This is a genomic window from Tardiphaga sp. 37S4 (assembly GCF_021044645.1).
In the GTDB taxonomy this organism is placed as follows: Bacteria; Pseudomonadota; Alphaproteobacteria; order Rhizobiales; family Xanthobacteraceae; genus Tardiphaga; species Tardiphaga robiniae.
Window position 1 is genome coordinate 5516545 of sequence record NZ_CP088008.1, and the last position, 22652, is coordinate 5539196.

Below are 22652 nucleotides of genomic sequence, written 5' to 3' on the forward strand. Positions count from 1 at the left end.
GGTGCGGGGCATTCGCCAACAGAATGGAGGCTTAGCCGAGCGCTTCGTCGAGGAAGGCCTTGAGCTGGGCGAGATGCTTGGACATCAGGCCGGTGGCGGTCGCTGCCGAAGCAGCGCGGCCGGCATAACGCGGACGCTTGTGGGTGGCGTTGATCTGGTTGAGCACCCATTCAAGATACGGTTCGATGAAGTGCCAGCCGCCCATGTTGCGCGGCTCTTCCTGACACCAGACGAATTCCGCACCCTTGAAGCGGGTCAACTCCTGCACCAGCGTCTTCAGCGGCACCGGATAGAGCTGCTCGATGCGCATCAGGTAGACGTCGTCGATGCCGCGCTTCTCGCGCTCCTCGTAGAGGTCGTAATAGACCTTGCCGGAGCACAGCACGACGCGACGGATCTTGTTGTCGGCGGTGAGCTTGATCTTCTCGTCCGGCAGCTTCTCCGCATCGTCGAACAACACGCGATGGAACGATGTGTCGGCACCGAGTTCGCTCAGCTTCGACACCGCACGCTTGTGGCGCAGCAGCGACTTCGGCGTCATGACGATCAGCGGCTTGCGAATCTCACGCTTCAACTGACGACGCAGCATGTGGAAGTAGTTGGCCGGAGTAGTCGGATAGACCACCTGCATGTTGTCTTCGGCGCACATCTGGAGGAAACGCTCAAGGCGTGCGGAGGAATGCTCCGGGCCCTGGCCTTCATAACCATGCGGCAGCAGGCAGACGAGGCCCGACATACGCAGCCACTTGCGTTCACCCGAGGAGATGAACTGGTCGAACAGCACCTGTGCGCCGTTGGCGAAGTCGCCGAACTGCGCTTCCCAGATGGTCAGCGCCTTCGGCTCGGCCAGCGAGTAGCCGTATTCGAATCCGAGCACGGCTTCTTCGGACAGCAGTGAGTTGATGACCTCGTAGTGACCCTGGTCGGGCTTGAGGTGGTTGAACGGCGTGTAGCGGCTTTCGTCTTCCTGGTCGAACAGCACCGAATGGCGCTGCGAGAAGGTGCCGCGCTCCGAGTCCTGGCCGGACAGCCGGACATGGTGGCCTTCTTCCATCAGGGTACAGAATGCCAGCGCCTCGCCGGTCGCCCAGTCGATGCCTTCGCCACTGTCGATCGCCTTGGCGCGGGTGTCGAGGAAGCGCTGCACCGTGCGGTGAACGCGGAAACCATCGGGCACCTTGGTGATCTTGGCGCCGATCTCCTTCAGCGTCTTGACGTCGACGCCGGTCACGCCGCGACGGGGATCTTCCTCCTGGTCGGCATATTTGAAGCCGGCCCACTTGCCGTCGAGCCAGTCAGCCTTGTTCGGCTTGTAGCCGGCGCCGGCTTCGAGCTCCGCATCAAGACGGGCGCGCCAGTCGGCCTTCGCCTTGTCGACTTCGCCTTCGGTCATCACGCCATCGGCGATGATGCGCTTGGCATAGATATCCAGCGTCGACTGATGCGCGCCGATCTTCTTGTACATCACCGGCTGGGTGAACGCCGGCTCGTCGCCTTCGTTATGGCCGTGGCGGCGATAGCAGAACATGTCGATGACGACAGGCTTGTGGAACTTCTGCCGGAACTCGATCGCGATCTTGGCGGCGAATACCACCGCTTCCGGATCGTCACCGTTCACATGGAAGATCGGAGCATCGATCATCTTCGCGACATCGGACGGATAGGGCGACGAACGGGAGTAGCGCGGATAGGTGGTGAAGCCGATCTGGTTGTTGACGATGAAGTGGATCGAACCGCCGGTGCGATAACCCTTCAGGTCCGACAGCGCGAAGCATTCAGCAACCACACCCTGACCTGCGAAGGCCGCATCGCCATGCATCAGCAGCGGCAGCACGGAAATACGCTGGTCCGGCGGATCACCATTCTGGTCCTGCTTGGCGCGGACCTTTCCGAGCACCACGGGATCGACGATTTCAAGATGCGACGGGTTCGCCGTCAGCGACAGATGAATGTTGTTGTTATCGAACTCGCGATCCGACGAGGCGCCGAGGTGATACTTGACGTCACCCGAGCCTTCGACCTCGTCCGGATTGGCCGAGCCGCCCTTGAATTCATGGAACAGCGCGCGGTGCGGCTTGCCCATCACCTGGGTCAACACATTGAGGCGACCGCGATGTGGCATGCCGACGACGATGTCACGGACACCGAGGCTGCCGCCGCGCTTGATGATCTGTTCCAGCGCCGGGATCAGTGATTCGCCGCCGTCGAGGCCGAAGCGCTTGGTACCGGTGAACTTGACGTCGCAAAACTTCTCGAAGCCGTCGGCTTCGACCAGCTTCTGGAGGATGGCGCGGCGGCCTTCCGGCGTGAAGCTGATTTCCTTGTCCGGGCCTTCGATACGTTCCTGGATCCACGCCTTCTGCGCGCGGTTGGAAATGTGCATGAACTCGACGCCGAGGGTCTGGCAGTAGGTGCGCTGCAGGATCGCAACGATCTCACGCAGCGTGCCGTATTCGAGGCCGATGACGTTATCGAGGAAGATCTTGCGGTCGTAGTCGGCATCGGTGAAGCCGTAGGAGCGCGGATCGAGCTCCTCGTGATCCTTCTGGCCTTCGATGCCCAGCGGATCGAGATTGGCGTGGAAATGGCCGCGCATGCGGAAGGCGCGGATCAGCATCAAGGCGCGCACCGAATCGCGGGTCGCCTGATTGATGTCGCCGGTCGGGGCGGCAGCACCGGGCTGCGCGGTCTTGGCGGCGAGCTTGGCGCCCATCACCTTCTCGACCTGGGCCCAGTTGCCGTCCATGGCGGAGGTCAGGTCGTCCTTGGGCGTCAGCGGCCAGTTGGCCTTCTCCCAGGACGGGCCTTCGGCGTTCTTTTGAACGTCGGCGGGCGAGTCCTTCAGGCTCTTGAAGAACTCCTGCCACTCGGCGTCGACTGAGGAGGGGTCCTTTTCGTAACGAGCATAGAGTTCGTCGATGTAAGTGGCGTTTGCGCCTTGCAGAAATGAAGAGAGTGCAAAGGCGGCGTTCGCGTCCTGGCGAGACATGATGGCGTCCTGATTTGGTATCGCGCGGAAATTTTAGCGAGGGCTGATCCGGTTGCCGGACCATCCTAAAGTCGAGCGAGCTTCTACCCTATTTAATCCGAATGTGCGCCCTGAAAAGCACGAAGAACTGAATATTTCGTCAATTCTTTGTGCGCGAGATTTTGTCCGCTGATTTCAGTCGACGACACTGAGGTCTTCCTTAGCCAAAGCGGCAGCGCCTCCTTGCAGTCCGGCGCGCCGGGTGCGGCGGATTTTGGGCGGCCCGCAAGCCTCGTCGAGCAGGGCATTGGCGGCCATGCCGGCGGCGTCTGCCACGGTCGGATCGCGGGTCACCATGGCGGCGACGATGGCGCCGTCCATCAAGAGGCCGATCTGGTGCGCGAGAAAGTCCGGCTTCTTGGCGCCAGCGGCCTCGGCCAGTCCGGAGATGTGCTTGAGAACGAACGATTTATGCCGGATCGTGATGTCGCGCAGCCGGGTCTCGTCCTTGGCGTGCTCGCCGACTGCATTGATGAAAACACAGCCATAATAGGTCTCTTCGGCAAACCAGCCCTTCAGCGCGGGGAAAATCGAATCCAGTTTTTCACGCGGAGTTCTGGCGCGTTCCACGGCGGCAATGAACCAGCCGCGCCAGGTCTCGCTCTCCGCCCTGAGCACGGCGTCGACCAGGTCGTCCTTGGATTTGAAGTTTTTGTAGAGGGTGGTTTTGGCCGTACCGGCCTCGCTGACGATGGCGTCTATGCCGGTGGCATTGATGCCATTCTTGCAGAACAGCCTTGTCGCCGCGTCCATCAGCCGCTCACGCGGCGTCACCTGCGGAACATTGCTCTCGACAGCCTGCGGCATCGCATCAGTCATGCCCTGTCATATGTCATGGCGCGCGCGCGGCGCAAGCGATCATCGGTTCCTGACCAATATTCGAGCGGGTAAATACGTATTTGCCGCGCTAAGCGGCAGTTTAGCCTCTGCCCCATTTCGCGTCAATTGCGTAACTCGCTGATCCCGCGTTGATTTTCGCATCGACCGACGCTGGCACGGTTTCTGCAAAGCTACAGAACGTTCTGTATCTAGCCATTTTTCCAAGGGAGAAACCCAATGACTGCTGTTGCCGCCAAAACCGCCCTGACCGGCTGCCTCGCGCCGATCGACAAAGGCGGACTCGAACAGCTGATCGCGAACGGCAAAGCCAATCCCAATGTCATCAAGACGCTGAAGTGCAAAACGGTGGCCGAGGGCAAGTTCCGCCACGCCAACTACATCCGCAACCTGCCGCCTTACATCGTCGATGAGCCGCCGGCGCTGCTCGGCGACGACACTGCGCCGAATCCGTCAGAGGCGTCATTGGCGGCGCTTGGCTCCTGCATCGCCGTCGGTCTGCACGCAAATGCCGTGCATCGTGGTTGGACCGTCAACAAACTCGAACTGCAGCTCGAAGGCGATCTCAACATCACTGCCGTCTGGGGCACCGGCGACATCAGCGAGAAGCCGGTCGGTTTCACCGATGTGCGCATCAAGGTCGATATGGAATGCGAAGGCATCGCACAGGCCGAGATCGATGCGCTGATCACCCACGTCAAGAAGTGGTCGCCCGTCGCCAACACGTTTACGCGCCCGGTCAATCTCGAAGTCTCTGCCTGAATGTGAGTTAGCGCGGCCGCAGCGATGCGGCCGCGGTCTCTCTTCCTTGCGCGTGACGGAGATCGAAATGACCACGACGGCAGTGCTGCGGAAATCTGACGATATTGAAGGGGCCGGCGACACACCGTCGCTCGTCGAACGAATAGCTGCCGTCGCGCGCACCGATCTTTCACCGATCGCTTTGGAGATAGATGAAGGCACGATCTATCCGGATCGGGCGCTACGTCATCTCGGCGGTGTTGGTGCCTGGTCGGCACACGCGGATCTCGGCGAGACGATCGCGGGCATCACCACCATCGGCGAGACCTGCGGCTCCACGGCCTTCATGGCGTGGTGCCAGAACACGCTGGTCTGGTACATCCTCAACTCCGACAACGCCGCACTGAAGGCGAAGTATCTGAGCGATGCCGCGAGCGGCAAGCTGCTCGGCGGCACCGGCCTGTCCAATCCGATGAAGAGCTTCTTTGGCATCGAGAAGCTCAAGCTGAAAGGTCGCCGCACCAACGGCGGTTACATCGTGCGCGGTGCTCTGCCATGGGTATCGAATCTTGGCCCCGACCATATGTTCGGCACCATCTTTGAACTCGATGACGACTCCGGCGAGAAGGTGATGTTCCTCGCCGACTGCGCCGACGAGAATCTCTCGCTGACGCCGTGCAAGCCGTTCCTCGCGATGGATGGCACCGGCACCTACGCCGTGCAATTTCGCGACGTCTTCATTCCAGACGATCAGGTGCTCGCGGCGCCGGCGATGCCTTTCGTGAAGAGAATTCGCGCCGGGTTCATCCTGATGCAGATGGGCATGGGCCTCGGGCTGGTGCGCGATTGCGTTGCTATCATGCATAGCGTCAAGCCGTCGCTCGCCCACGTCAATTGCTTCCTGCCGCAGCAGCCCGAGGATTTCGCCGGGCTTCTCGCGAAAATGGAGGCCGAGACGATGATGCTCGCCGCCACACCCTTTGACACGAGCAATGCCTATTGGCGCAGCGTCGTCGAACTGCGTCTGCGCGCCGGCGACGCCGCCGTCGCCGCAGCCCATGCAGCGATGCTGCATTGTGGTGCACGCGGTTATCTCAAATCGCACCGTGCCCAGCGCCGGCTGCGTGAAGCCTATTTCGTGGCGATCGTCACCCCCGCCACCAAGCAGCTCAGAAAAATGCTCGCAGACAATGCGCGCGAATATCAGGGAGACCAGGGCGGGGCGTGATCCCGATCATGCAAATGATCCCGATCACGCGAACGGAAAGCGAATTGACTTAAGTCACGGCGAAACGACAGGCGATCCAGCACAAACGACTCAACAACGACGGTTCAACACAGTGGAGGCTTTCAATGGCTGAAGTTCTCATTTCCGCAGACGACCTCGTCACGTTCATGAAGTCAGAACCTTGTGTCATCATCGACACGCGCAATCCCGACGCCTATGCGGCCGGGCATATCCCCGGCGCCGTCAATCTCCATGAGATCTTTACGTTCCTCGCCACCTCGACGCCCGAAGGTATGGACGAGTTGAAGAAGAAGTTCGCTGCGGCCTTCGGCGGTGCCGGCCTGTCCGGCAGCGAGACTGCGGTGATCTACGAACAGTCGATGAATTCGGGCTTCGGCCAGTCCTGCCGCGGCTACTTCCTGCTGGAGTTTCTAGGCTATCCCAGGATCAAGGTTCTGCATGGCGGCTTTGAGGCCTGGACCATGAAGGGCCTGCCGACCACCACGGATGTTCCGACGCCGACAGCAGCAGCCTTCGCGATCAAGCCGGAAGCCGGTTCGATCCTGATCGACGCGGCCACCATGCAGGCCGCACTCGGCAATCCGTCGATCGCGATCCTCGACGTGCGCGATGTCGACGAATGGATCGGCGAAAGCTCGTCGCCCTATGGCAAGGATTTCTGCCCGCGCATGGGCCGCATTCCCGGCGCTGTCTGGATCGAGTGGTACCGCATGATGAAGCCGACATCGGAAGGCCCGCGCTTCAAGTCGAAGAACGAGATCCTCGCCGAATGCGCGACTGTCGGGATCACGCCGTCGACCACCGTCTATCTTTACTGCTTCAAGGGCGCACGCGCGTCGAACACGTTTCTCGCGCTAAAGAACGCCGGCGTGGCTGATGTCCGGATGTATTTTGGTTCGTGGAACGAATGGTCGCGCGATACGAAGTATCCAATCGAGGAAGGTTTGCCGCTGGTTGGCGAGAAGCAGGCGCAGGCGGCGTAGAACTCCAGTGTCCTCGCCCGGCCGGGCGCGCACTTGGACCGGGCGATCCAGTCAGAGTGTCAAAACAAAAGGCCCGCTCTCGCGAGCGGGCCTTTCTTATTCTCAACTCCTCGAGCTCAGCTTAGCCCTTCAGCACATCCACCAGCGTGGTGCCGAGGCGCGCGGGCGATGGCGAGACGCGGATGCCGGCGGCCTCCATGGCTGCGATCTTCGACTGGGCGTCGCCCTTGCCGCCCGACACGATGGCGCCGGCATGGCCCATGCGACGGCCGGGAGGAGCGGTGACGCCGCCGATGAAGCCGACCATCGGCTTCTTGCGGCCGCGCTTGGCTTCGTCCTTGATGAACTGTGCCGCGTCTTCTTCCGCCGAGCCGCCGATTTCGCCGATCATGATGATCGAGGTGGTCTTGGGGTCGGCCAGGAACATCTCGAGCACGTCGATGAACTCGGTGCCCTTGACCGGGTCGCCGCCGATGCCGACTGCCGAGCTCTGGCCGAGGCCGGCCTGGGTGGTCTGGAACACGGCTTCATAGGTCAGTGTGCCGGAGCGCGACAGGATGCCGACGCTGCCGGGCTTGAAGATATTGGCCGGCATGATGCCGATCTTCGACTCACCAGCGGTGACGACGCCCGGGCAGTTCGGCCCGATCAGGCGCGACTTGGAGCCGGACAGCGAACGCTTGACGCGCACCATGTCGAGCACCGGAATGCCTTCAGTGATGCAGACGATCAGCGGGATTTCCGCGTCGATGGCTTCGCAGATCGCGTCTGCTGCGCCCGGCGGCGGCACATAGATCACCGACGCATCGGCGCCGGTCTTGTCGCGGGCTTCGGCCACGGTGTCGAACACCGGCAGGCCGATATGCGTGGAGCCACCTTTGCCTGGCGAAGTGCCGCCGACCATCTTGGTGCCGTAGGCAATCGCCTGTTCGGAGTGGAAGGTGCCGTTCTTGCCGGTAAAGCCCTGGCAGATGACCTTGGTGTTCTTGTCGATCAGGACGGACATCGGCTTACTTTCCCTTCACGGCGTTGACGATCTTCTGAGCGGCGTCGTCGAGATCGTCGGCGGGCAGAACGTTGAGACCGGATTCACGGATGATCTTCTTGCCTTCCTCGACATTGGTACCTTCGAGGCGGACAACCAGTGGCACCTGAAGGCCGACAGCCTTCACTGCGGCGACAACGCCGGCAGCGATGACGTCGCATTTCATAATGCCGCCGAAGATGTTGACCAGGATGCCCTTCACGTTCGGATCGGCAGTGATGATCTTGAACGCTGCGGTTACCTTCTCCTCGGAAGCACCGCCACCGACGTCGAGGAAGTTGGCCGGGCTTTCGCCATACAGCTTGATGATGTCGAGCGTGGCCATTGCGAGGCCCGCGCCGTTGACCATGCAGCCGATGGTGCCGTCGAGCGCGATGTAAGCGAGGTCATATTTCGACGCCTCGATTTCCTTGGCGTCTTCTTCGGTCGTGTCGCGCAGCGCGACGATTTCCGGGTGACGATACAGCGCGTTCGAGTCGAACGACATCTTGGCATCGAGGCACTTCAGCTCGCCCTGCTTGGAGATGATCAGCGGATTGATCTCCAGCATGTCCATGTCCTTGGCGATGAATGCGGTGTAGAGCTGCGACACCAGCTTCTCGGCCTGCTTGGCGAGATCGCCCTTGAGGCCAAGCGCCTGAGCCACGGTGCGGCCGTGGTGGCCCATCACGCCGGTGGCCGGATCGACCGAAAAGGTCACGATCTTGTCCGGGGTGTTGTGCGCGACTTCCTCGATGTTCATGCCGCCTTCGGTGGAAACCACGAAAGCAACGCGCGAGGTCTCACGGTCGACGAGGAGGGAGAGATAGAACTCCTTCTCAATGTCCGAGCCGTCTTCCAGATAGATCCGGTTGACCTGCTTGCCGGCCGGGCCGGTCTGTTCGGTGACGAGGGTTGCGCCGAGCATTTCCTTGACGAACTGCTTGGTCTCGTCGATCGACTTGGCGAGGCGGACGCCGCCCTTGTCGCCGGCCGATGCTTCCTTGAACTTGCCCTTGCCGCGGCCGCCGGCGTGGATTTGGCTCTTCACCACCCACAACGGACCGCCCAGCTGCTTGGCGGCAGCTTCAGCTTCCTCGGCCTTGAGGATTGGCACGCCCTTGGAAACGGGCACGCCGAATTCCTTCAGCACGGCCTTCGCCTGATATTCATGGATATTCATAGGTTGCTCCCGAACCCCGGATGGTGAACTTGGAATTCACGTCATTTTCTTTGAACTGGCATACCGTATACCAAGCATGCTGCAAGTCAAAGCCGATGATAATTCCGCGTGACGGACGAATTGGCTGAGGGGTTCGTTGCAGTGTTTGCCAACGTCGTCAAATGCAAAACCGGCACCCAGAGGGTGCCGGTGAAGTGAGCTTGATCTTAGCCGAGCAGGTCGGGTGCGATCTTCTTGCAGGCGTCCATCAGGCCGACCACCGAAGCCACCGACTTGTCGAAGCCTTCCTTGTCCTTGCCGAGGAGTTCGATCTCGACAATGCGCTCGACACCCTTGGCGCCGATGACAACGGGAACGCCGACATACATGTCCTTGACGCCGTATTCACCGTTCAGGTGAACGGCGCAGGGCAGAACGCGCTTCTTGTCCTTGAGATAGCTCTCAGCCATCGCGATGGCCGACGCGGCCGGAGCGTAAAAGGCCGAACCGGTCTTCAGCAGGTTGACGATCTCGGCGCCGCCATTGCGGGTGCGGTCGACGATTTCGTCGATGCGGGCCTGCGAGGTCCAGCCCATCTTCACGAGGTCGGGCAGCGGGATGCCGGCAACGGTCGAATACTTGACCAGCGGAACCATGGTGTCGCCGTGGCCACCGAGCACGAAGGCGGTGACGTCTTCGACCGACACATTGAATTCATCGGCCAGGAAGTAGCGAAAGCGCGCAGAGTCCAGCACGCCAGCCATGCCGACGACCTTGTTTGCCGGCAGGCCGCAAGCCTTCTGCAGCGCCCAGACCATCGCATCGAGCGGGTTTGTGATGCAGATGACGAAGGCATTCGGGGCGTACTTCTTGATGCCTGCGCCAACCTGCTCCATCACCTTGAGGTTGATCGAGAGCAAGTCGTCGCGGCTCATGCCCGGCTTGCGCGGCACGCCGGCGGTGACGATGATGACGTCCGAACCTTCGATCGCCTCATAGGAGTTGGCGCCGGTCAGCTTGGAGTCGAAGCCGTCTACCGGTGAGGACTGTGCGAGATCGAGCGATTTGCCCTGCGGCACACCTTCCGCAATGTCGAACATCACGACGTCGCCGAGTTCTTTCAGGCCAACGAGGTGAGCGAGCGTTCCGCCGATCTGACCAGAACCAATCAATGCGATTTTGTTACGCGCCATGGGAAATCTATCCTTTAAGCCCGAAGGGGTAGGGAGGGAGCAGGAAATGCTGACAGGCTGGTTATCCCTTTCGCGGACACCGTTCAAGTCGGGGCCTGCCCAATTGTCGAGCGCCGGCCTGCAATGCAAATTATTATGAGCAAACCGGAAATTGGAATCGCTCGCGAAAGTACCGATTCCGCTTTGATATCGATCCAATCGCGCGCGTCAGGTTTCGACCAGGCCCGTGGTGGCGCCTGACGCGGTGGAATCGCTGCGGCCATGGGGCAGGGCCAGATATGTTTCTGAACCCATCTCGAACAGCCGCGACGCGGTCCGCGCGAATTCCATTGCCTCGAAACCTTCGCTGGCCTGATACAGCGCGTGTGGTTCGCCGGCGGCCGAGGCCATCAGCTTCACGGCATTGTCATAGAGCGTGTCGATGAGAGCGATGAAGCGTTTGGCGGCGTTGCGGTCGCCGTAGTCCATCATCGGAATATGTTCGATGAACAGCGTGTGATAGTCGTGCGCCAGTTTCAGATAGTCTGACGCGCCAAGCGGCTTCTCGCAGAGGTCGCCAAATGAAAACCGGGCCACGCCCTGCGCTTCCAGGGGAACACGCAGCGTGCGGCCCTTGATCGAGATATCACGCGACTTTGCGGGTGCGCCGCCCGTGAGCTTTGCCCAGGCCTTGTCGAGCGCAGCCTTTGCTGCATCATCGTCCGGCACCAGCCAGCTCTTTACGCCGGCCAGTTTTTCCAATCGATAGTCGGTGCGTGAATCCAGCTTGCGCACCTCCATATGATCTTCGATCTGTTTGATGAACGGCAAGAACAGCGCGCGGTTGAGCCCGCCTTTGTAGAGATTGACGGGTTCGACATTGGACGTCGCGAAGACGACGGTGCCGAGTTCGAACAGCCGTGCGAACAGTCGGCCGAGGATCATCGCATCGGCGATGTCGGTGACGTGAAATTCGTCGAAGCAGAGGAGCCAGGCTTCGTCGAAGATCGAATTCGCCGTCAGCGCGATGACATCGCCGTCGGGGAGCTCGCCGCTCGCGATTTTCTGGCGAAAATTATAGATGCGCTCATGGGTGTCGGCCATGAACTCATGGAAATGAGCGCGACGCTTGTGCGTGACCGCGCTGGCTTCGAAGAACAGGTCCATCAGCATGGTCTTGCCGCGGCCGACCTCGCCATGGACGTAGAGACCGCGCGGCGGTTGCATATCCTTGTCGCCGAACAGGCGTCCAAAGAAGCCCTGCTTGCGCGGTGGCTTATAAGTGGACAGCGCAACGTCGAGCGCCGCGATGGCCTCGACGGCGCCGGCCTGCGCCGGGTCAGCCTCGATAGCGCCGGAGGCTACGAGGGCTTGATATTGTTCGCGGAAGGATTGCGGAGGGCTGGACGACATGGGGCCCTAACGGCCCCATGCGCCCGGAAAATGCAAGATACGAATTGGTCGAAGCGGATATGCGCTCATGCGCAGAGCGCGTAGGAATCCTCGACCAGATAAGGGCCGCCGCCCGTGGATGCCCGCGAGGAGAACAGCACGAAGCGCGAGGCGGTGAAGATCTTCGTCGGGAAGTAGCCCCGCACCGAAAGATAGTCGGCGACGTCGCGGTCGCAGGAGTCGCGCAACCGGGCCAGCGTGACATGCGGCGTGAATTTGCGGCCCTCGGGCTCGAGCCCGCAGCGGCGCACCAGCCGTTCCAGTTCGGATTGCAGTTCAAGCAGCGGACGGCTCGGATCAACCGAGGCGACGACAGCGCGGGGCTTCTTGCCGCCGAAGCTCGACAGGCCGCGCACCGCGACCTCGAAGGGGCGGCGTTCCACGCGCGACATCAGATCGGCGATTTCGTTGGCGGAAACGCCATCGATGTCGCCGATGAAGCGAAGCGTGACATGATAATTTTCGGGATCGATCCAGCGTGCGCCTGGCAGGCCGCCACGCAAATTGGCCAATGTCTGGCCGATCTCGGCTGGTATCTCCAGTCCGGCGAACAAACGCGGCATAGTCAGCTCCTCTTTGCCGGGGCGCGATTTTCGCCGAAAGGTGCTGACTACGGTGTGCTTACGCACGCCCGCACCCCTCGGCGAAAATCATGCCCGAACAAACGAGCCGGTGACGAATCACCGATGTCTTTTTTTACCCGACTTCTGTGACTCTGCGAAGCAGATGCCGCGCTCGGTGCATGAAGGTTCCGTGAAAAACCGTCATTAAGGTTGAGGCTGCCTGTTTCTCAACTGCGTTGCCCAGCGATCGTGCCGACAAATGCCTCGACGCTGGGCAGGATGTTTTTCACGACGATGTCGACCCCATCCGCTGTCGGATGCATCGCGTCGGCCTGGTTGAGCTTACTGTCACCGGCGACGCCTTCGAGAAAGAACGAATAGAGCGGCACGCCAAATTGCTTGGCGAGATCCGGATAGATCGAATTGAACTTTTCCGCATAGTCGGCGCCGTAGTTCGGCGGTGCCACCATGCCGCAGAGAAGCACGGCGATGTTGCGGGCCTTCAGCCGCGTCAGAATCTCGGTGAGTGCCGCACGCGGGACCTTCGGATCGGTGCCGCGCAGCGCGTCGTTGGCGCCGAGTTCGACGATCACGCCCTGCGTCCCCTCGGGCACCGACCAGTCGAGCCGCCCGAGGCCGCCCGAGGTGGTATCCCCGGATACACCGGCATTGATCATCTCGACCTCTATCCCCTTGTCCTTCAGGGCCTTTTGTAGCCGGACCGGAAACGCGGCCGCCGCCGGCAGGCCATAACCTGCGCTCAGGGAGTCCCCCAGCACGACCAGTTTGACGGGCTTGGCCGTGCCGGTGGCGGCCGTCTGCGCCGTGGCGGTGGGGATCGGAAGTGCGACCGTCAGCCCGGCGACGACCAGCCACATAAACGTGCGCAGCAGCCCCTCGACCGCCGCAAACGAAGTGCCATATGAAGCTCGCATGGATACTTTCATTGAAGCCTCATCATCGGCCGGCGTTTCGCCGGACACCATTTCAATCTCGAACATCAACCTCTCGCTCGGCACCGGCGCCGCGCGCGTGCATATCCTCAAGGATATCAGCCTGCGCGTCGGATCGGGTGAAGCGATCGGGCTGATTGGCCCGTCGGGCTCCGGCAAGTCCACGCTGCTGATGGTGATGGCGGGGCTGGAGCGTCCTGACTCCGGTCAGGTGGTGGTCAACGGCACCTCTTTCAATGATCTCGATGAGGACGGATTGGCGCGGTTTCGTGGCCGTCATGTCGGCATCGTCTTCCAGTCCTTTCACCTGATCCCGACCATGACGGCGCTGGAGAATGTCGCGGTACCGCTGGAGCTGGCAGGTCATCCCGACCCAGCCGGCCGTGCGGCACGCGAGCTGGAAGCGGTCGGTCTCGGCGCCCGTCTGCATCACTATCCGACCCAGCTTTCCGGTGGCGAGCAGCAGCGCGTCGCGCTGGCGCGCGCATTGGCGCCGGATCCTGCGATCCTGGTCGCCGACGAGCCGACCGGCAATCTCGACGAATCCACCGGCGGCCAGATCGTTGATCTGCTGTTCGCGCAGCACGCCCAGCGCGGCATGACGCTGGTGCTGGTGACCCACGACAACACGCTGGCGCATCGCTGCGACCGCGTGGTGCGATTACGTTCCGGCCGGATCGATGGGCCCGCCACCGAGCGCAACTGGGTCGAGACGGCCTGATCCGATGACCATCACCGAGACCATTCCTAACAGCCGAGGCCCGTCGCTGGCGTTGCGTTACGCTTTCCGCGAGATGCGCAGCGGCCTGCGCGGCTTCTACGTTTTCATCGCCTGCATCGCGCTGGGCGTCATGGCCATCGCAGGCGTCGGTTCGGTCGCGGCAAGTTTGGGCGAGGGCGTGGCGCGCGAAGGCCGTACGCTGCTCGGCGGCGACGTGGCATTCTCGCTGATGCAGCGTGAGGCCAAGCCGGAAGAACTCGCCTTCTTGCGCGCACGCGGTGCGGTGTCGGTTGCCGCAACGCTGCGCGGCATGGCGCGCGCGCCGGACGGCAATCTTGCGCTTGTTGAGATCAAGGCCGTCGATGGCAGCTATCCCTTGCTCGGCAAGGCAACGCTGGCGCCGGACATGCCGATGAGCGATCTGCTCGCCGAACGTGACGGGGCCTATGGCGCCGCGACGGATACGACATTGATGGCCCGGCTAGGCCTCAAGGTTGGTGACCGCCTCACGGTCGGTAATGCGACGTTCGAGCTTCGCAGCGAAATTTCAGCGGAGCCCGACAAGCTCGCTGGCGGTGTCGGTTTCGCGCCGCGTTTCCTCACCAGTGAGGACGCTCTGCGCGCCACCAAGCTTCTGCAGCCCGGCAGTCTGGTGCGCTGGATCTATCGTGTTCGCCTGCCGGACACCGTTTCCGGCGATCGCGCTGCCAAGGCGCTGGCCGACGATGCGCGTGCCCAATTGCCGCAAGCCGGCTGGGAAATCCGTTCGCGCGACAACGCGTCGCCGCAGCTTGAGCGCACCATCACGCGATTCACCCAGTTCCTGACATTGGTCGGCCTCGCGTCCCTGCTGGTCGGCGGCGTCGGCGTCGCCAATGCCGTGAAGAGCCATATCGATCGCCGCCGCGATGTCATCGCGTCGTTGAAAGCGCTTGGCGCGACCGGCCGCGACGTATTCGCGATCTACCTCACCCAGGTACTGGTGCTGGCGGTGATCGGCTCGCTGATCGGTATGGTGGTCGGTGCGTCCTTGCCGTTTGCCATTGTCGGCCTGTTCGGCAAGCTGCTGCCGCTGCCGGTGGTGCCGGCGCTTCATCTCGGTGAGCTGGCATTGTCGTTGCTGTACGGGCTGCTGACGGCGCTGGCCTTCGGCCTATGGCCCTTGGCGCGCGTACACGACGTGCCGGTTGCGGCGCTGTTTCGTGATGCGGCATTGACGGAATCTCACCGGCCGAAGTTGCGCTACATACTCTGGATGGCACTCGTGGTCGGGGTGCTGATCGCGGTGGTGGTCGGGCTCGCTTACGACAAACGCGTCGCTGCCGTATTTGTGGTGTCGTCGATGGTCGTTTTCGCCTTGCTGCGCGGTATCGCCGGCGCATTGATGGCTTTTGCGCGCAAATTACCGCGGCCGAGCATGACCATGCTGCGGCTGGCTATTGCCAATATCTACCGGCCGGGCGCGCTGACGCCGTCGGTGGTGATGTCGCTCGGGCTCGGCCTGACCGTGCTGGTGACCGTCACCCAGATCGACGGCAATCTGCGCCGGCAGTTCATGGCAGCGCTGCCGGAGAAGGCGCCGTCGTTCTATTTCATCGACATTCCCTCCACCGAGGCCGACCGCTTCAGCGCGTTTCTCAGGGAGAAGCAGCCGCAGTCGACCGTCGAGGATGTGCCGATGCTGCGCGGCCGGATCGTCGCCGCGCGCGGCGTCAAGGCAGAAGACCTCAAGCCGTCATCCGATGCCGAATGGGTACTGCAGAGCGACCGCGGCCTCAGTTACACCAACGAGGTTCCGCGTGGCTCCAAGCTGGTCGAGGGCGAATGGTGGGCGCCCGACTATAGCGGCCCGCCACTGGTGTCGTTCGAGAAGAAGCTGGCCGACGGGCTCGGGCTCAAACTGGGCGACGAGGTCACCGTCAACGTGCTCGGCCGCGATATCACCGCCAGGATAGGCAATATGCGGTCCGTCGACTGGCAGAGCCTCGGCATCAATTTCGTCCTGGTGTTCTCGCCCAATACCTTCCGCGGTGCGCCGCATACCCATATTGCCACGCTGACCGAACCGAAGTCCGATCCGTCCCAGGACGCCGGTCTGGTCAAGGCGGTGGCCGACGCATTCCCGATGATCACCACCGTGCGGGTCCGGGAAGCGCTCGACACTGTGGGATCGGTTGTTACAAATCTCGTGCTGGCGATCCGCGGTACCAGCGCGGTGACGCTGCTCTCGGCCATCCTCGTGCTCGGTGGCGCGCTGGCCGCCGGTCACCGGCATCGCGTCTATGACGCCGTGATTCTCAAGACCCTCGGCGCAACGCGTGCGCGGCTTTTGGGTGCCTATGCCCTCGAATATCTGATGATCGGCCTGGCCACGGCGGTGTTTGGGGTCATCGCCGGCTCGGTGGCGGCGTGGCTGATCGTCACGCGCCTGATGACGCTGAGCTTTGTCTGGCAGGCTGGCAGCGCGGCTGGCGTCGTGCTGGCGGCGCTAATTGTCACAGTGGGTTTGGGCCTGGTGGGTACGTTGGTAGCCTTGAACCAGAAGCCTGCCACCGTGTTACGGAATTTGTGACCTGTTTTGACACGAAGCAGCCTTTGCACGGGCTGATTCGTGCAAAATGACTGAGAAATCGCCAAGCTTGCGTCAGGCTGAAAGTTTACCCAGTTGCCTGAATGCAAATCGGAGCGACATTCCGCCACGCGTGGAAGCTTGCAGCGAATGTGTTAGTTTACCACATACCCTATGGGTCAGGCATCGAGCGCAGATGACATCGATTTTTTATTAAATCGAGTTTAGTGTCAGGAAGCGCAGATATCTGGGATATAATTCGAACCGGCGACGCGAACCCTTTGCGATCAGCCGGACAACATCGAGGTTTCGACCATGTCGGATCTAGACCGTAACTATGCTTCCCCCTTCGGCCGGGCCGGCGCGCGCGATGCCGCTGCCGTAGACGCCGGACTGCGCTCCTACATGCTGCGCATCTACAACTACATGACGATCGGTCTGGCCATCACCGGCCTCGCTGCTCTCGGCGTGTACATGGCGGCTGTCACGACCGATCCGTCGGGCGCTGCTGCCCGGATCGGTAGCTCCTACCTGACGCCGTTCGGCTATGCGATGTTCGTGAGCCCGCTGAAGTGGGTGTTCATCCTGGCGCCTCTGGTCATGGTGTTCGCCATCTCGTTCGGCATCAACCGGCTGAAGCCGGCTACTGCGCAGTTACTGTTCTGGGCCTTCGCGGCTCTGATGGGCATCTCGCTGTCGTCGATCTTCCTGGTGTACACGCACACATCGATCGTGCGGGTGTTCTTCATTACCGCTGCCTCGTTCGGTGCGCTGAGCCTTTACGGCTACACCACCAAGCGTGACATGACGGGCATGGGCTCGTTCCTGCTGATGGGCCTGTTCGGCATCATCATCGCGAGCGTCGTGAACATCTTCGTCGCTTCGTCGATGCTGCAGTTCATCGTGTCGGTCGTCGGCGTGCTGATCTTCGCGGGCCTCACTGCCTACGATACCCAGCGGTTGAAGAACGACTACATCTACGGTTACGCCTCGCAGGGCGGCGATATCGCCGAGCGCGCGGCGATCACCGGTGCCCTGTCGCTCTACTTGAACTTCATAAACCTGTTCACGCTGCTGCTGCAGCTGCTCGGACAGCGCGAATAAGCTCAGAGCATAGAGAAGATCTTAGCCCCGACCGAAAGGCCGGGGCTTTTCTTTTGGGTGGAGCAAAAATAGTCTCAGCGCCATGTCCGATATTGAAATCAGGCCCGCCACGGCGGCAGATCTGCCCGCGATCACCGCGATCTATGCCGAGGCGGTGCAGTTCGGCACGGCCACGTTCGAACTGATCCCGCCAGATTTGGCCGAGATGACGCGACGTTTCGAGGGGATGGTGAGCGGGGGCTATCCGTATCTCGCGGCTGTGCTGGAAGGCCGGGTTGTCGGCTATGCCTATGCCAGCGCGCATCGCCCGCGACCGGCTTATCGCTTTACCGTCGAGAATTCGATTTATCTCGATCCGAAAGCTCAACGGCGAGGCGTTGGCGGCAAACTTCTCGCGCGGTTGATCGCCGAATGCGAGAGCCGCGGCTACCGCCAGATGGTCGCCGTGATCGGTGACAGCGCGAATGCTGGCTCCATCGCGGTTCATCGCAATGCCGGATTTCAGATGGTTGGGGTGCATGCCGATGTCGGGTTCAAGTTCGATCGCTGGCTTGATACCGTTTCGATGCAGCTCGCACTTGGCGACGGCGCCCGCACGCTGCCCTGACGCTCTGCGAATCGATTACACCACCGCCAGCTTGCGATCGATCACCAGGAGCACGCGGTCGAGTTCTTGGCCGCGGCGCAGAATCATGCCGCTGGCCGAAATCACGCTATACATGCCCTGCTTGCGCGCCAGTCGCGGATCTTTCTCGATGCGATAGAGCGGCACTTCCGACGAGCGGCGGAACACCGAGAACACCGCGCGGTCGCGCAGAAAGTCGATGGCGTAATCGCGCCACTCGCCGTCGGAGACCATACGGCCGTACAGATTGAGGATGCGGCTGAGCTCAAGGCGGTTGAAGCTGACGACGGGCGCGGCGGCGGCAGAGCCTGTCGCCGCGCGATTCTCGGTGGGCTCAGTATCTCCCGGAATCACATTCATGCAGCGCCTCCTGTCATATCGCCGACATGATCGCGCCGACCGCGGTCCTCTGCAAGGGCCGATCCGCAGGGTTGATGGTAGAAATTTCCCGTCACGGGAACGTCAGGTGAATCTTATTGCCGCCAAATTTTGGCCCATCGGGCGCCCTTCTGGATTGCGACAAGAAGATACTGCGTCGGGTCCGGTTCTTCCGGTCTCGGATTCCTCAGCCCCCAGCCCCCCGCGGTCGTTGGGATCGGACCCTGCGCAGGAAGTTAATCCCCACTGGGCCAACGCAAGTTGGTCCTTTTCTTTTTGGTGGATGCTTTTGCGAGACCATCAAGCGTCATTGCGATAGGCGAAGCGACGAAGCAATCCAGTCTTCGCCGAGGGCTCACAATGGTGCGGGCATGCCACGCGTAAGCGCAGCAGCTACCGAAGTTATCAATCTGAAGACTTACTGTAGCGACGTATAGGCCGCGCCGCGCATCGCGCCGGGCTTGTCGCGCGTGCCGTCTTGCACATAAACAACGGCGGCATCGACACCATCCCTGGAGATGTTCTCCAGCGGCAGCGTCCAGTTGGCGGCGTTGCCGGTCCAGTCACCGACCTTCAGCCAGTTCCGGACGACATTGTAATAGGTCAGTTGCTTGCCGCGATTCTCGCCGCGCCCGACCGTGATCGGCACTGCCTTCGACACGGAACAGATCCAGACTTCGCCATGCGCCGTATCCGGCGCATTGCTCGATGCGGCAACGGACACGTTGACGTGTTTCCCGGAAACCGACATCGACACCGGCACCGTCATCACGGTGCCTTTCTTGGTTTCGCTGATCGCGCCCTGGATACGATCGGCATCGCTGCCGATCACCTGAGTGGCGCCGTTGACGACGACTTGCGGCGTGTAGACGTCGCGATCGCCGCGCATCTGTGAATAGGCCTTCTGCCGCGCGCTGAAACGCGAGTCGGCCAGCGTGTCCTTCCAGCCGAGATAATCCCAGTAGTCGATCGGCATGCTCAATGCGATCACGGACGGGTCTTTGGCGAGGTCGCCGATGATCTTGTCTGCAGGCGGGCAGGACGAGCAACCTTGCGAGGTAAACAGCTCCACCACGGCCCTAGGCTGGGCCAGCGCGCTACCGCTTGCTGCAATGGCGGCGCACACGCTGAGCGCGCCGGTCCACTGCGATATGCCGCCAAAGGATTTCATGAGGTTTTTGCCACGCTCGAGGTGAGACACATAACAGACGGTGTCGCACATTGGTGTCGCTAACACGTTCATGCCCTCAAACGCCAGAAGGCGGCCCTTCATAGGCCGCCTTCTGTTCACTAGCCACTCACTTCGCGGTGAGGCACTACGTCACACCACGTATGGGCGTCAGGCTGCAAGCTGACGCAGCACGTAATGCAGGATGCCGCCATTGCGGTAATATTCGAGCTCGTCCAGCGTATCGATGCGGCAGAGCAGCGTCTCCTTGTGGAGTGAGCCATCGGCCGACACGATTTCCGCCACCATCTGCTGGCGCGGCTTGATGTCGCCCGTCAGACCGCGGATCGTGACCTTCTCGTCGCCCTTGAGGCCGAGCTTCTTCCACGATGAGCCGTTCTCGAAGGTTAGCGGCAGAATGCCCATGCCGACCAGATTGGATCGGTGAATACGTTCGAAGCTTTCGGTAATCACGGCGCGAACGCCGAGCAGACGGGTGCCCTTCGCAGCCCAGTCGCGCGACGAGCCGTTGCCGTATTCGGCGCCGCCGAACACGACCAGCGGCACCTGCTCGGCCTGGTACTTCATCGCGGCGTCGTAGATCGACATCGCTTCGCCATCGGGCCAGTGCTTGGTCATGCCGCCTTCCGGTACGTTGCCGTCAGCACCCTGCATCATGAAGTTCTTGATGCGGATATTGGCAAAGGTGCCGCGCATCATCACTTCGTGGTTGCCGCGGCGCGTGCCGTACTGGTTGAAGTCGGCCGGGCGCACCTGATGCTCCGACAGATACTTGCCGGCGGGCGAGGTGAGCTTGATCGAACCGGCCGGCGAGATGTGGTCGGTGGTGATCTTGTCGCCGAACAGAGCCAGGATGCGCGCATCGACGATGTCGGTGGTCGGCTCCGGCTCCTTCTTCATGCCTTCGAAGTAGGGCGGGTTCTGCACATAGGTCGAACCCATGTTCCACTTGTAGGTCTCGCTCTCGACCGTCTTGATCTTGCGCCAGTTGGCGTCGCCGTCGAACACGTTTGCGTACTTCTTCTTGAAGATCGTCGACGTCACGTACTTCTTGATGAAGGCGTTGATATCCTTCGTGGTCGGCCAGATGTCTTTCAGGAACACCGGCTTGCCATCTTTGCCTTCGCCGATCGGCTCGATCGCGAGATTCTTGGTCACCGTACCGGCAAGGGCGTGCGCGACGACCAGCGGCGGCGAGGCGAGATAGTTTGCCTGCACGTCCGGCGAGACGCGACCCTCGAAGTTACGGTTGCCCGAAAGAACCGCTGCGGCAACGATGCCGTTGTCGTTGATCGACTTCGAAATCTCCGGCGGCAGCGGGCCGGAATTGCCGATACAGGTGGTGCAACCGAAGCCGACGAGGTTGAAGCCGATCTTGTCGAGATCGAGCTGCAAGCCGGAATTGGCGAGATATTCAGCGACGACCTGCGAGCCCGGCGCCAGCGAGGTCTTCACCCACGGCTTGGTCTTGAGGCCCTTGGCCACGGCGTTACGTGCCAGCAGGCCGGCGGCGATCAGCACGCTCGGATTCGAGGTGTTGGTGCAGGAGGTGATGGCAGCGATCACCACATCGCCATGGCCGACATCGAAGTTCTTGCCCTCGACGGGGAAGCGCGCGTTGTGGTTATCCGGCTTCTTGTATTCGGTGGTTAGCGCGGCAGAGAAGCCTTCGGCGATGGCGGGCAGTGCGACGCGGCCTTCGGGACGCTTCGGGCCGGCCATCGAGGGTACGACGTCGCCGAGATCGAGCTTCAGCGTTTCGGTGAACACCGGATCGGGCGACTTGGCGGTGCGGTACAGGCCCTGCGCCTTGGCATAAGCGGCAACCAGTGCGACACGCGCCGATTTGCGGCCCGAAGTTTTCAGATAGTCGATGGTGGCGGCATCGACCGGGAAGAAGCCGCAGGTCGCGCCATATTCCGGCGCCATGTTTCCGATTGTCGCCTTGTCAGCGACCGACATGGCGTCGAGGCCGGGGCCGTAGAATTCCACGAACTTGCCGACGACGCCCTGCTTGCGCAGCATCTGGGTGACGGTGAGCACGAGGTCGGTGGCGGTGACGCCTTCCTTGAGTGCGCCCGACAGCTTGAAGCCGACCACGTCGGGCAGCAGCATCGACTGCGGCTGGCCGAGCATCGCGGCTTCCGCCTCGATGCCGCCGACGCCCCAGCCGAGCACGGCGAGGCCGTTGACCATGGTGGTGTGTGAGTCGGTGCCGACCAGCGTGTCCGGATAGGCGACCTCGAAGGTGCCGGTCTTCTTACCGACCGTCATCTTCTGCTTCTTCGTCCAGACGGTCTGGGCGAGATATTCGAGATTGACCTGGTGGCAGATGCCGGTGCCGGGCGGCACGACGGAGAAATTCGAGAACGCGCTCTGGCCCCACTTCAGGAACTCGTAGCGCTCCTTGTTCTGCTTGTACTCTTCGGCGACGTTCTTGCCGAACGCCTTGTTGTCACCGAAGAAGTTCACGATCACCGAGTGGTCGATGACCAGATCGACCGGGACCAGCGGGTTGATCTTCTTGGGATCGCCCTTCAGCGCCTGCATCGCATTACGCATGGCAGCAAGATCGACTACCGCGGGGACGCCAGTGAAGTCCTGCATCAGCACGCGCGCAGGGCGGAACGAGATTTCGTGCTCGAGCTTGCGCTTCTTCAGCCATTTCGAGAAAGCAACGATGTCTTCCTTCTTGACGCTGCGGCCGTCCTCGTTGCGCAGCAGATTCTCGAGCAGGACCTTCATCGAATAGGGCAGCTTCGAAATGCCTGTCAGACCATTTTTCTCAGCGAGCGGCAGGCTGTAGTACACGTAAGTTTTAGCGCCCACCTTGAGGGTTTTTTGGCACTTGAAACTGTCGAGCGAGGTCATGTGAAGGGGTCCCAATTCAGTTGACCGATAC

18 protein-coding genes are annotated in these 22652 nt (G+C 61.6%); 7 read left to right on the forward strand and 11 right to left on the reverse strand.

The genetic code is table 11. The features are described 5' to 3' along the window. Nucleotides 1–31 precede the first annotated feature (31 nt). Nucleotides 32–2989, reverse strand: a complete 2958-nt coding sequence (locus tag LPB73_RS26200; RefSeq protein ID WP_093757752.1) for a 2-oxoglutarate dehydrogenase E1 component — start codon at nucleotides 2987–2989, stop codon at nucleotides 32–34. 174 nt (nucleotides 2990–3163) lie between these two features. Continuing rightward, entirely contained in the window at nucleotides 3164–3847 is a 684-nt protein-coding gene (locus LPB73_RS26205) for a TetR/AcrR family transcriptional regulator (RefSeq protein WP_231078689.1), read from the reverse strand. A gap of 237 nt (nucleotides 3848–4084) precedes the next feature. On the opposite strand from LPB73_RS26205, the gene LPB73_RS26210 reads away from it, so the two are divergent. From LPB73_RS26210 to LPB73_RS26220, 3 genes are all read left to right on the forward strand, one after another. Next, the gene (locus LPB73_RS26210; protein ID WP_184512455.1) at nucleotides 4085–4627 is read left to right on the forward strand and encodes an OsmC family protein; all 543 of its coding nucleotides are present in this window, start codon (nucleotides 4085–4087) and stop codon (nucleotides 4625–4627) included. 67 nt (nucleotides 4628–4694) lie between these two features. Next, nucleotides 4695–5834, forward strand: a complete 1140-nt coding sequence (locus tag LPB73_RS26215; RefSeq protein ID WP_231078690.1) for an acyl-CoA dehydrogenase family protein — start codon at nucleotides 4695–4697, stop codon at nucleotides 5832–5834. A gap of 125 nt (nucleotides 5835–5959) precedes the next feature. Further along, the gene (locus LPB73_RS26220; RefSeq protein ID WP_231078691.1) at nucleotides 5960–6838 is read left to right on the forward strand and encodes a sulfurtransferase; all 879 of its coding nucleotides are present in this window, start codon (nucleotides 5960–5962) and stop codon (nucleotides 6836–6838) included. Between the two features lie 121 nt (nucleotides 6839–6959). On the opposite strand, the gene sucD is transcribed toward LPB73_RS26220, so the two are convergent. From sucD to LPB73_RS26250, 6 genes are all read right to left on the reverse strand, one after another. After that, nucleotides 6960–7844 carry a succinate--CoA ligase subunit alpha gene (sucD, locus tag LPB73_RS26225; RefSeq protein WP_093757749.1) on the reverse strand — a complete coding sequence of 295 codons (885 nt, stop codon included), beginning with the start codon at nucleotides 7842–7844 and terminating at the stop codon, nucleotides 6960–6962. A 4-nt stretch (nucleotides 7845–7848) separates the two neighbouring features. Next, entirely contained in the window at nucleotides 7849–9045 is a 1197-nt protein-coding gene (gene sucC, locus LPB73_RS26230) for an ADP-forming succinate--CoA ligase subunit beta (protein ID WP_089263274.1), read from the reverse strand. A gap of 206 nt (nucleotides 9046–9251) precedes the next feature. Further along, on the reverse strand, nucleotides 9252–10217 hold the full coding sequence (mdh, locus tag LPB73_RS26235) for a malate dehydrogenase (RefSeq protein ID WP_068730094.1): 966 nt from the start codon (nucleotides 10215–10217) through the stop codon (nucleotides 9252–9254). Between the two features lie 207 nt (nucleotides 10218–10424). Beyond that, nucleotides 10425–11609, reverse strand: coding sequence for a cell division protein ZapE (gene zapE / locus LPB73_RS26240; RefSeq protein WP_120287618.1), 1185 nt, complete (start codon nucleotides 11607–11609; stop codon nucleotides 10425–10427). A 65-nt stretch (nucleotides 11610–11674) separates the two neighbouring features. Next, a complete protein-coding gene (gene thpR, locus LPB73_RS26245) occupies nucleotides 11675–12211 on the reverse strand; it encodes an RNA 2',3'-cyclic phosphodiesterase (protein WP_231078692.1) in 537 nt (178 codons plus the stop codon). A gap of 227 nt (nucleotides 12212–12438) precedes the next feature. Beyond that, the gene (locus LPB73_RS26250) at nucleotides 12439–13146 is read right to left on the reverse strand and encodes an arylesterase (RefSeq protein WP_089263282.1); all 708 of its coding nucleotides are present in this window, start codon (nucleotides 13144–13146) and stop codon (nucleotides 12439–12441) included. On the opposite strand from LPB73_RS26250, the gene LPB73_RS26255 reads away from it, so the two are divergent. The 4 genes from LPB73_RS26255 (at nucleotide 13145) to LPB73_RS26270 (ending at nucleotide 18165) form a co-directional block, all read left to right on the forward strand. Next, nucleotides 13145–13885: an ABC transporter ATP-binding protein gene (locus tag LPB73_RS26255; protein WP_089263284.1), complete on the forward strand. Its 741-nt coding sequence runs from the start codon at nucleotides 13145–13147 to the stop codon at nucleotides 13883–13885. The genes LPB73_RS26250 and LPB73_RS26255 overlap by 2 nt on opposite strands. A 4-nt stretch (nucleotides 13886–13889) precedes the next feature. Next, on the forward strand, nucleotides 13890–16457 hold the full coding sequence (locus tag LPB73_RS26260) for an ABC transporter permease (protein WP_231078693.1): 2568 nt from the start codon (nucleotides 13890–13892) through the stop codon (nucleotides 16455–16457). Nucleotides 16458–16769: 312 nt separating this feature from the next. Continuing rightward, nucleotides 16770–17558 carry a Bax inhibitor-1/YccA family protein gene (locus LPB73_RS26265; RefSeq protein WP_089263288.1) on the forward strand — a complete coding sequence of 263 codons (789 nt, stop codon included), beginning with the start codon at nucleotides 16770–16772 and terminating at the stop codon, nucleotides 17556–17558. Between the two features lie 82 nt (nucleotides 17559–17640). Then, nucleotides 17641–18165, forward strand: a complete 525-nt coding sequence (locus LPB73_RS26270) for a GNAT family N-acetyltransferase (RefSeq protein ID WP_231078694.1) — start codon at nucleotides 17641–17643, stop codon at nucleotides 18163–18165. A gap of 15 nt (nucleotides 18166–18180) precedes the next feature. On the opposite strand, the gene LPB73_RS26275 is transcribed toward LPB73_RS26270, so the two are convergent. The 3 genes from LPB73_RS26275 to acnA all read right to left on the reverse strand — a co-directional run bounded on the left by LPB73_RS26275 (nucleotide 18181) and on the right by acnA (nucleotide 22621). Continuing rightward, nucleotides 18181–18543 carry a DUF2794 domain-containing protein gene (locus LPB73_RS26275; RefSeq protein WP_089263291.1) on the reverse strand — a complete coding sequence of 121 codons (363 nt, stop codon included), beginning with the start codon at nucleotides 18541–18543 and terminating at the stop codon, nucleotides 18181–18183. A gap of 436 nt (nucleotides 18544–18979) precedes the next feature. After that, nucleotides 18980–19732: a DUF1223 domain-containing protein gene (locus tag LPB73_RS26280; RefSeq protein WP_089263293.1), complete on the reverse strand. Its 753-nt coding sequence runs from the start codon at nucleotides 19730–19732 to the stop codon at nucleotides 18980–18982. A 168-nt stretch (nucleotides 19733–19900) separates the two neighbouring features. Continuing rightward, entirely contained in the window at nucleotides 19901–22621 is a 2721-nt protein-coding gene (gene acnA / locus LPB73_RS26285; RefSeq protein ID WP_093757744.1) for an aconitate hydratase AcnA, read from the reverse strand. Nucleotides 22622–22652: the final 31 nt, after the last annotated feature.

Excerpts from the sequence above, each read along its gene's own strand:
- LPB73_RS26200 (WP_093757752.1), bottom strand. The coding sequence starts at position 2,989 with ATGTCTCGCCAGGACGCGAACGCCGCCTTTGCACTCTCTTCATTTCTG.
- LPB73_RS26205 (WP_231078689.1), bottom strand. The coding sequence starts at position 3,847 with ATGACTGATGCGATGCCGCAGGCTGTCGAGAGCAATGTTCCGCAGGTG.
- LPB73_RS26210 (WP_184512455.1), top strand. The coding sequence starts at position 4,085 with ATGACTGCTGTTGCCGCCAAAACCGCCCTGACCGGCTGCCTCGCGCCG.
- LPB73_RS26215 (WP_231078690.1), top strand. The coding sequence starts at position 4,695 with ATGACCACGACGGCAGTGCTGCGGAAATCTGACGATATTGAAGGGGCC.
- LPB73_RS26220 (WP_231078691.1), top strand. The coding sequence starts at position 5,960 with ATGGCTGAAGTTCTCATTTCCGCAGACGACCTCGTCACGTTCATGAAG.
- sucD (WP_093757749.1), bottom strand. The coding sequence starts at position 7,844 with ATGTCCGTCCTGATCGACAAGAACACCAAGGTCATCTGCCAGGGCTTT.
- sucC (WP_089263274.1), bottom strand. The coding sequence starts at position 9,045 with ATGAATATCCATGAATATCAGGCGAAGGCCGTGCTGAAGGAATTCGGC.
- mdh (WP_068730094.1), bottom strand. The coding sequence starts at position 10,217 with ATGGCGCGTAACAAAATCGCATTGATTGGTTCTGGTCAGATCGGCGGA.
- zapE (WP_120287618.1), bottom strand. The coding sequence starts at position 11,609 with ATGTCGTCCAGCCCTCCGCAATCCTTCCGCGAACAATATCAAGCCCTC.
- thpR (WP_231078692.1), bottom strand. The coding sequence starts at position 12,211 with ATGCCGCGTTTGTTCGCCGGACTGGAGATACCAGCCGAGATCGGCCAG.
- LPB73_RS26255 (WP_089263284.1), top strand. The coding sequence starts at position 13,145 with ATGGATACTTTCATTGAAGCCTCATCATCGGCCGGCGTTTCGCCGGAC.
- LPB73_RS26250 (WP_089263282.1), bottom strand. The coding sequence starts at position 13,146 with ATGCGAGCTTCATATGGCACTTCGTTTGCGGCGGTCGAGGGGCTGCTG.
- LPB73_RS26260 (WP_231078693.1), top strand. The coding sequence starts at position 13,890 with ATGACCATCACCGAGACCATTCCTAACAGCCGAGGCCCGTCGCTGGCG.
- LPB73_RS26265 (WP_089263288.1), top strand. The coding sequence starts at position 16,770 with ATGTCGGATCTAGACCGTAACTATGCTTCCCCCTTCGGCCGGGCCGGC.
- LPB73_RS26270 (WP_231078694.1), top strand. The coding sequence starts at position 17,641 with ATGTCCGATATTGAAATCAGGCCCGCCACGGCGGCAGATCTGCCCGCG.
- LPB73_RS26275 (WP_089263291.1), bottom strand. The coding sequence starts at position 18,543 with ATGAATGTGATTCCGGGAGATACTGAGCCCACCGAGAATCGCGCGGCG.
- LPB73_RS26280 (WP_089263293.1), bottom strand. The coding sequence starts at position 19,732 with ATGAAATCCTTTGGCGGCATATCGCAGTGGACCGGCGCGCTCAGCGTG.
- acnA (WP_093757744.1), bottom strand. The coding sequence starts at position 22,621 with ATGACCTCGCTCGACAGTTTCAAGTGCCAAAAAACCCTCAAGGTGGGC.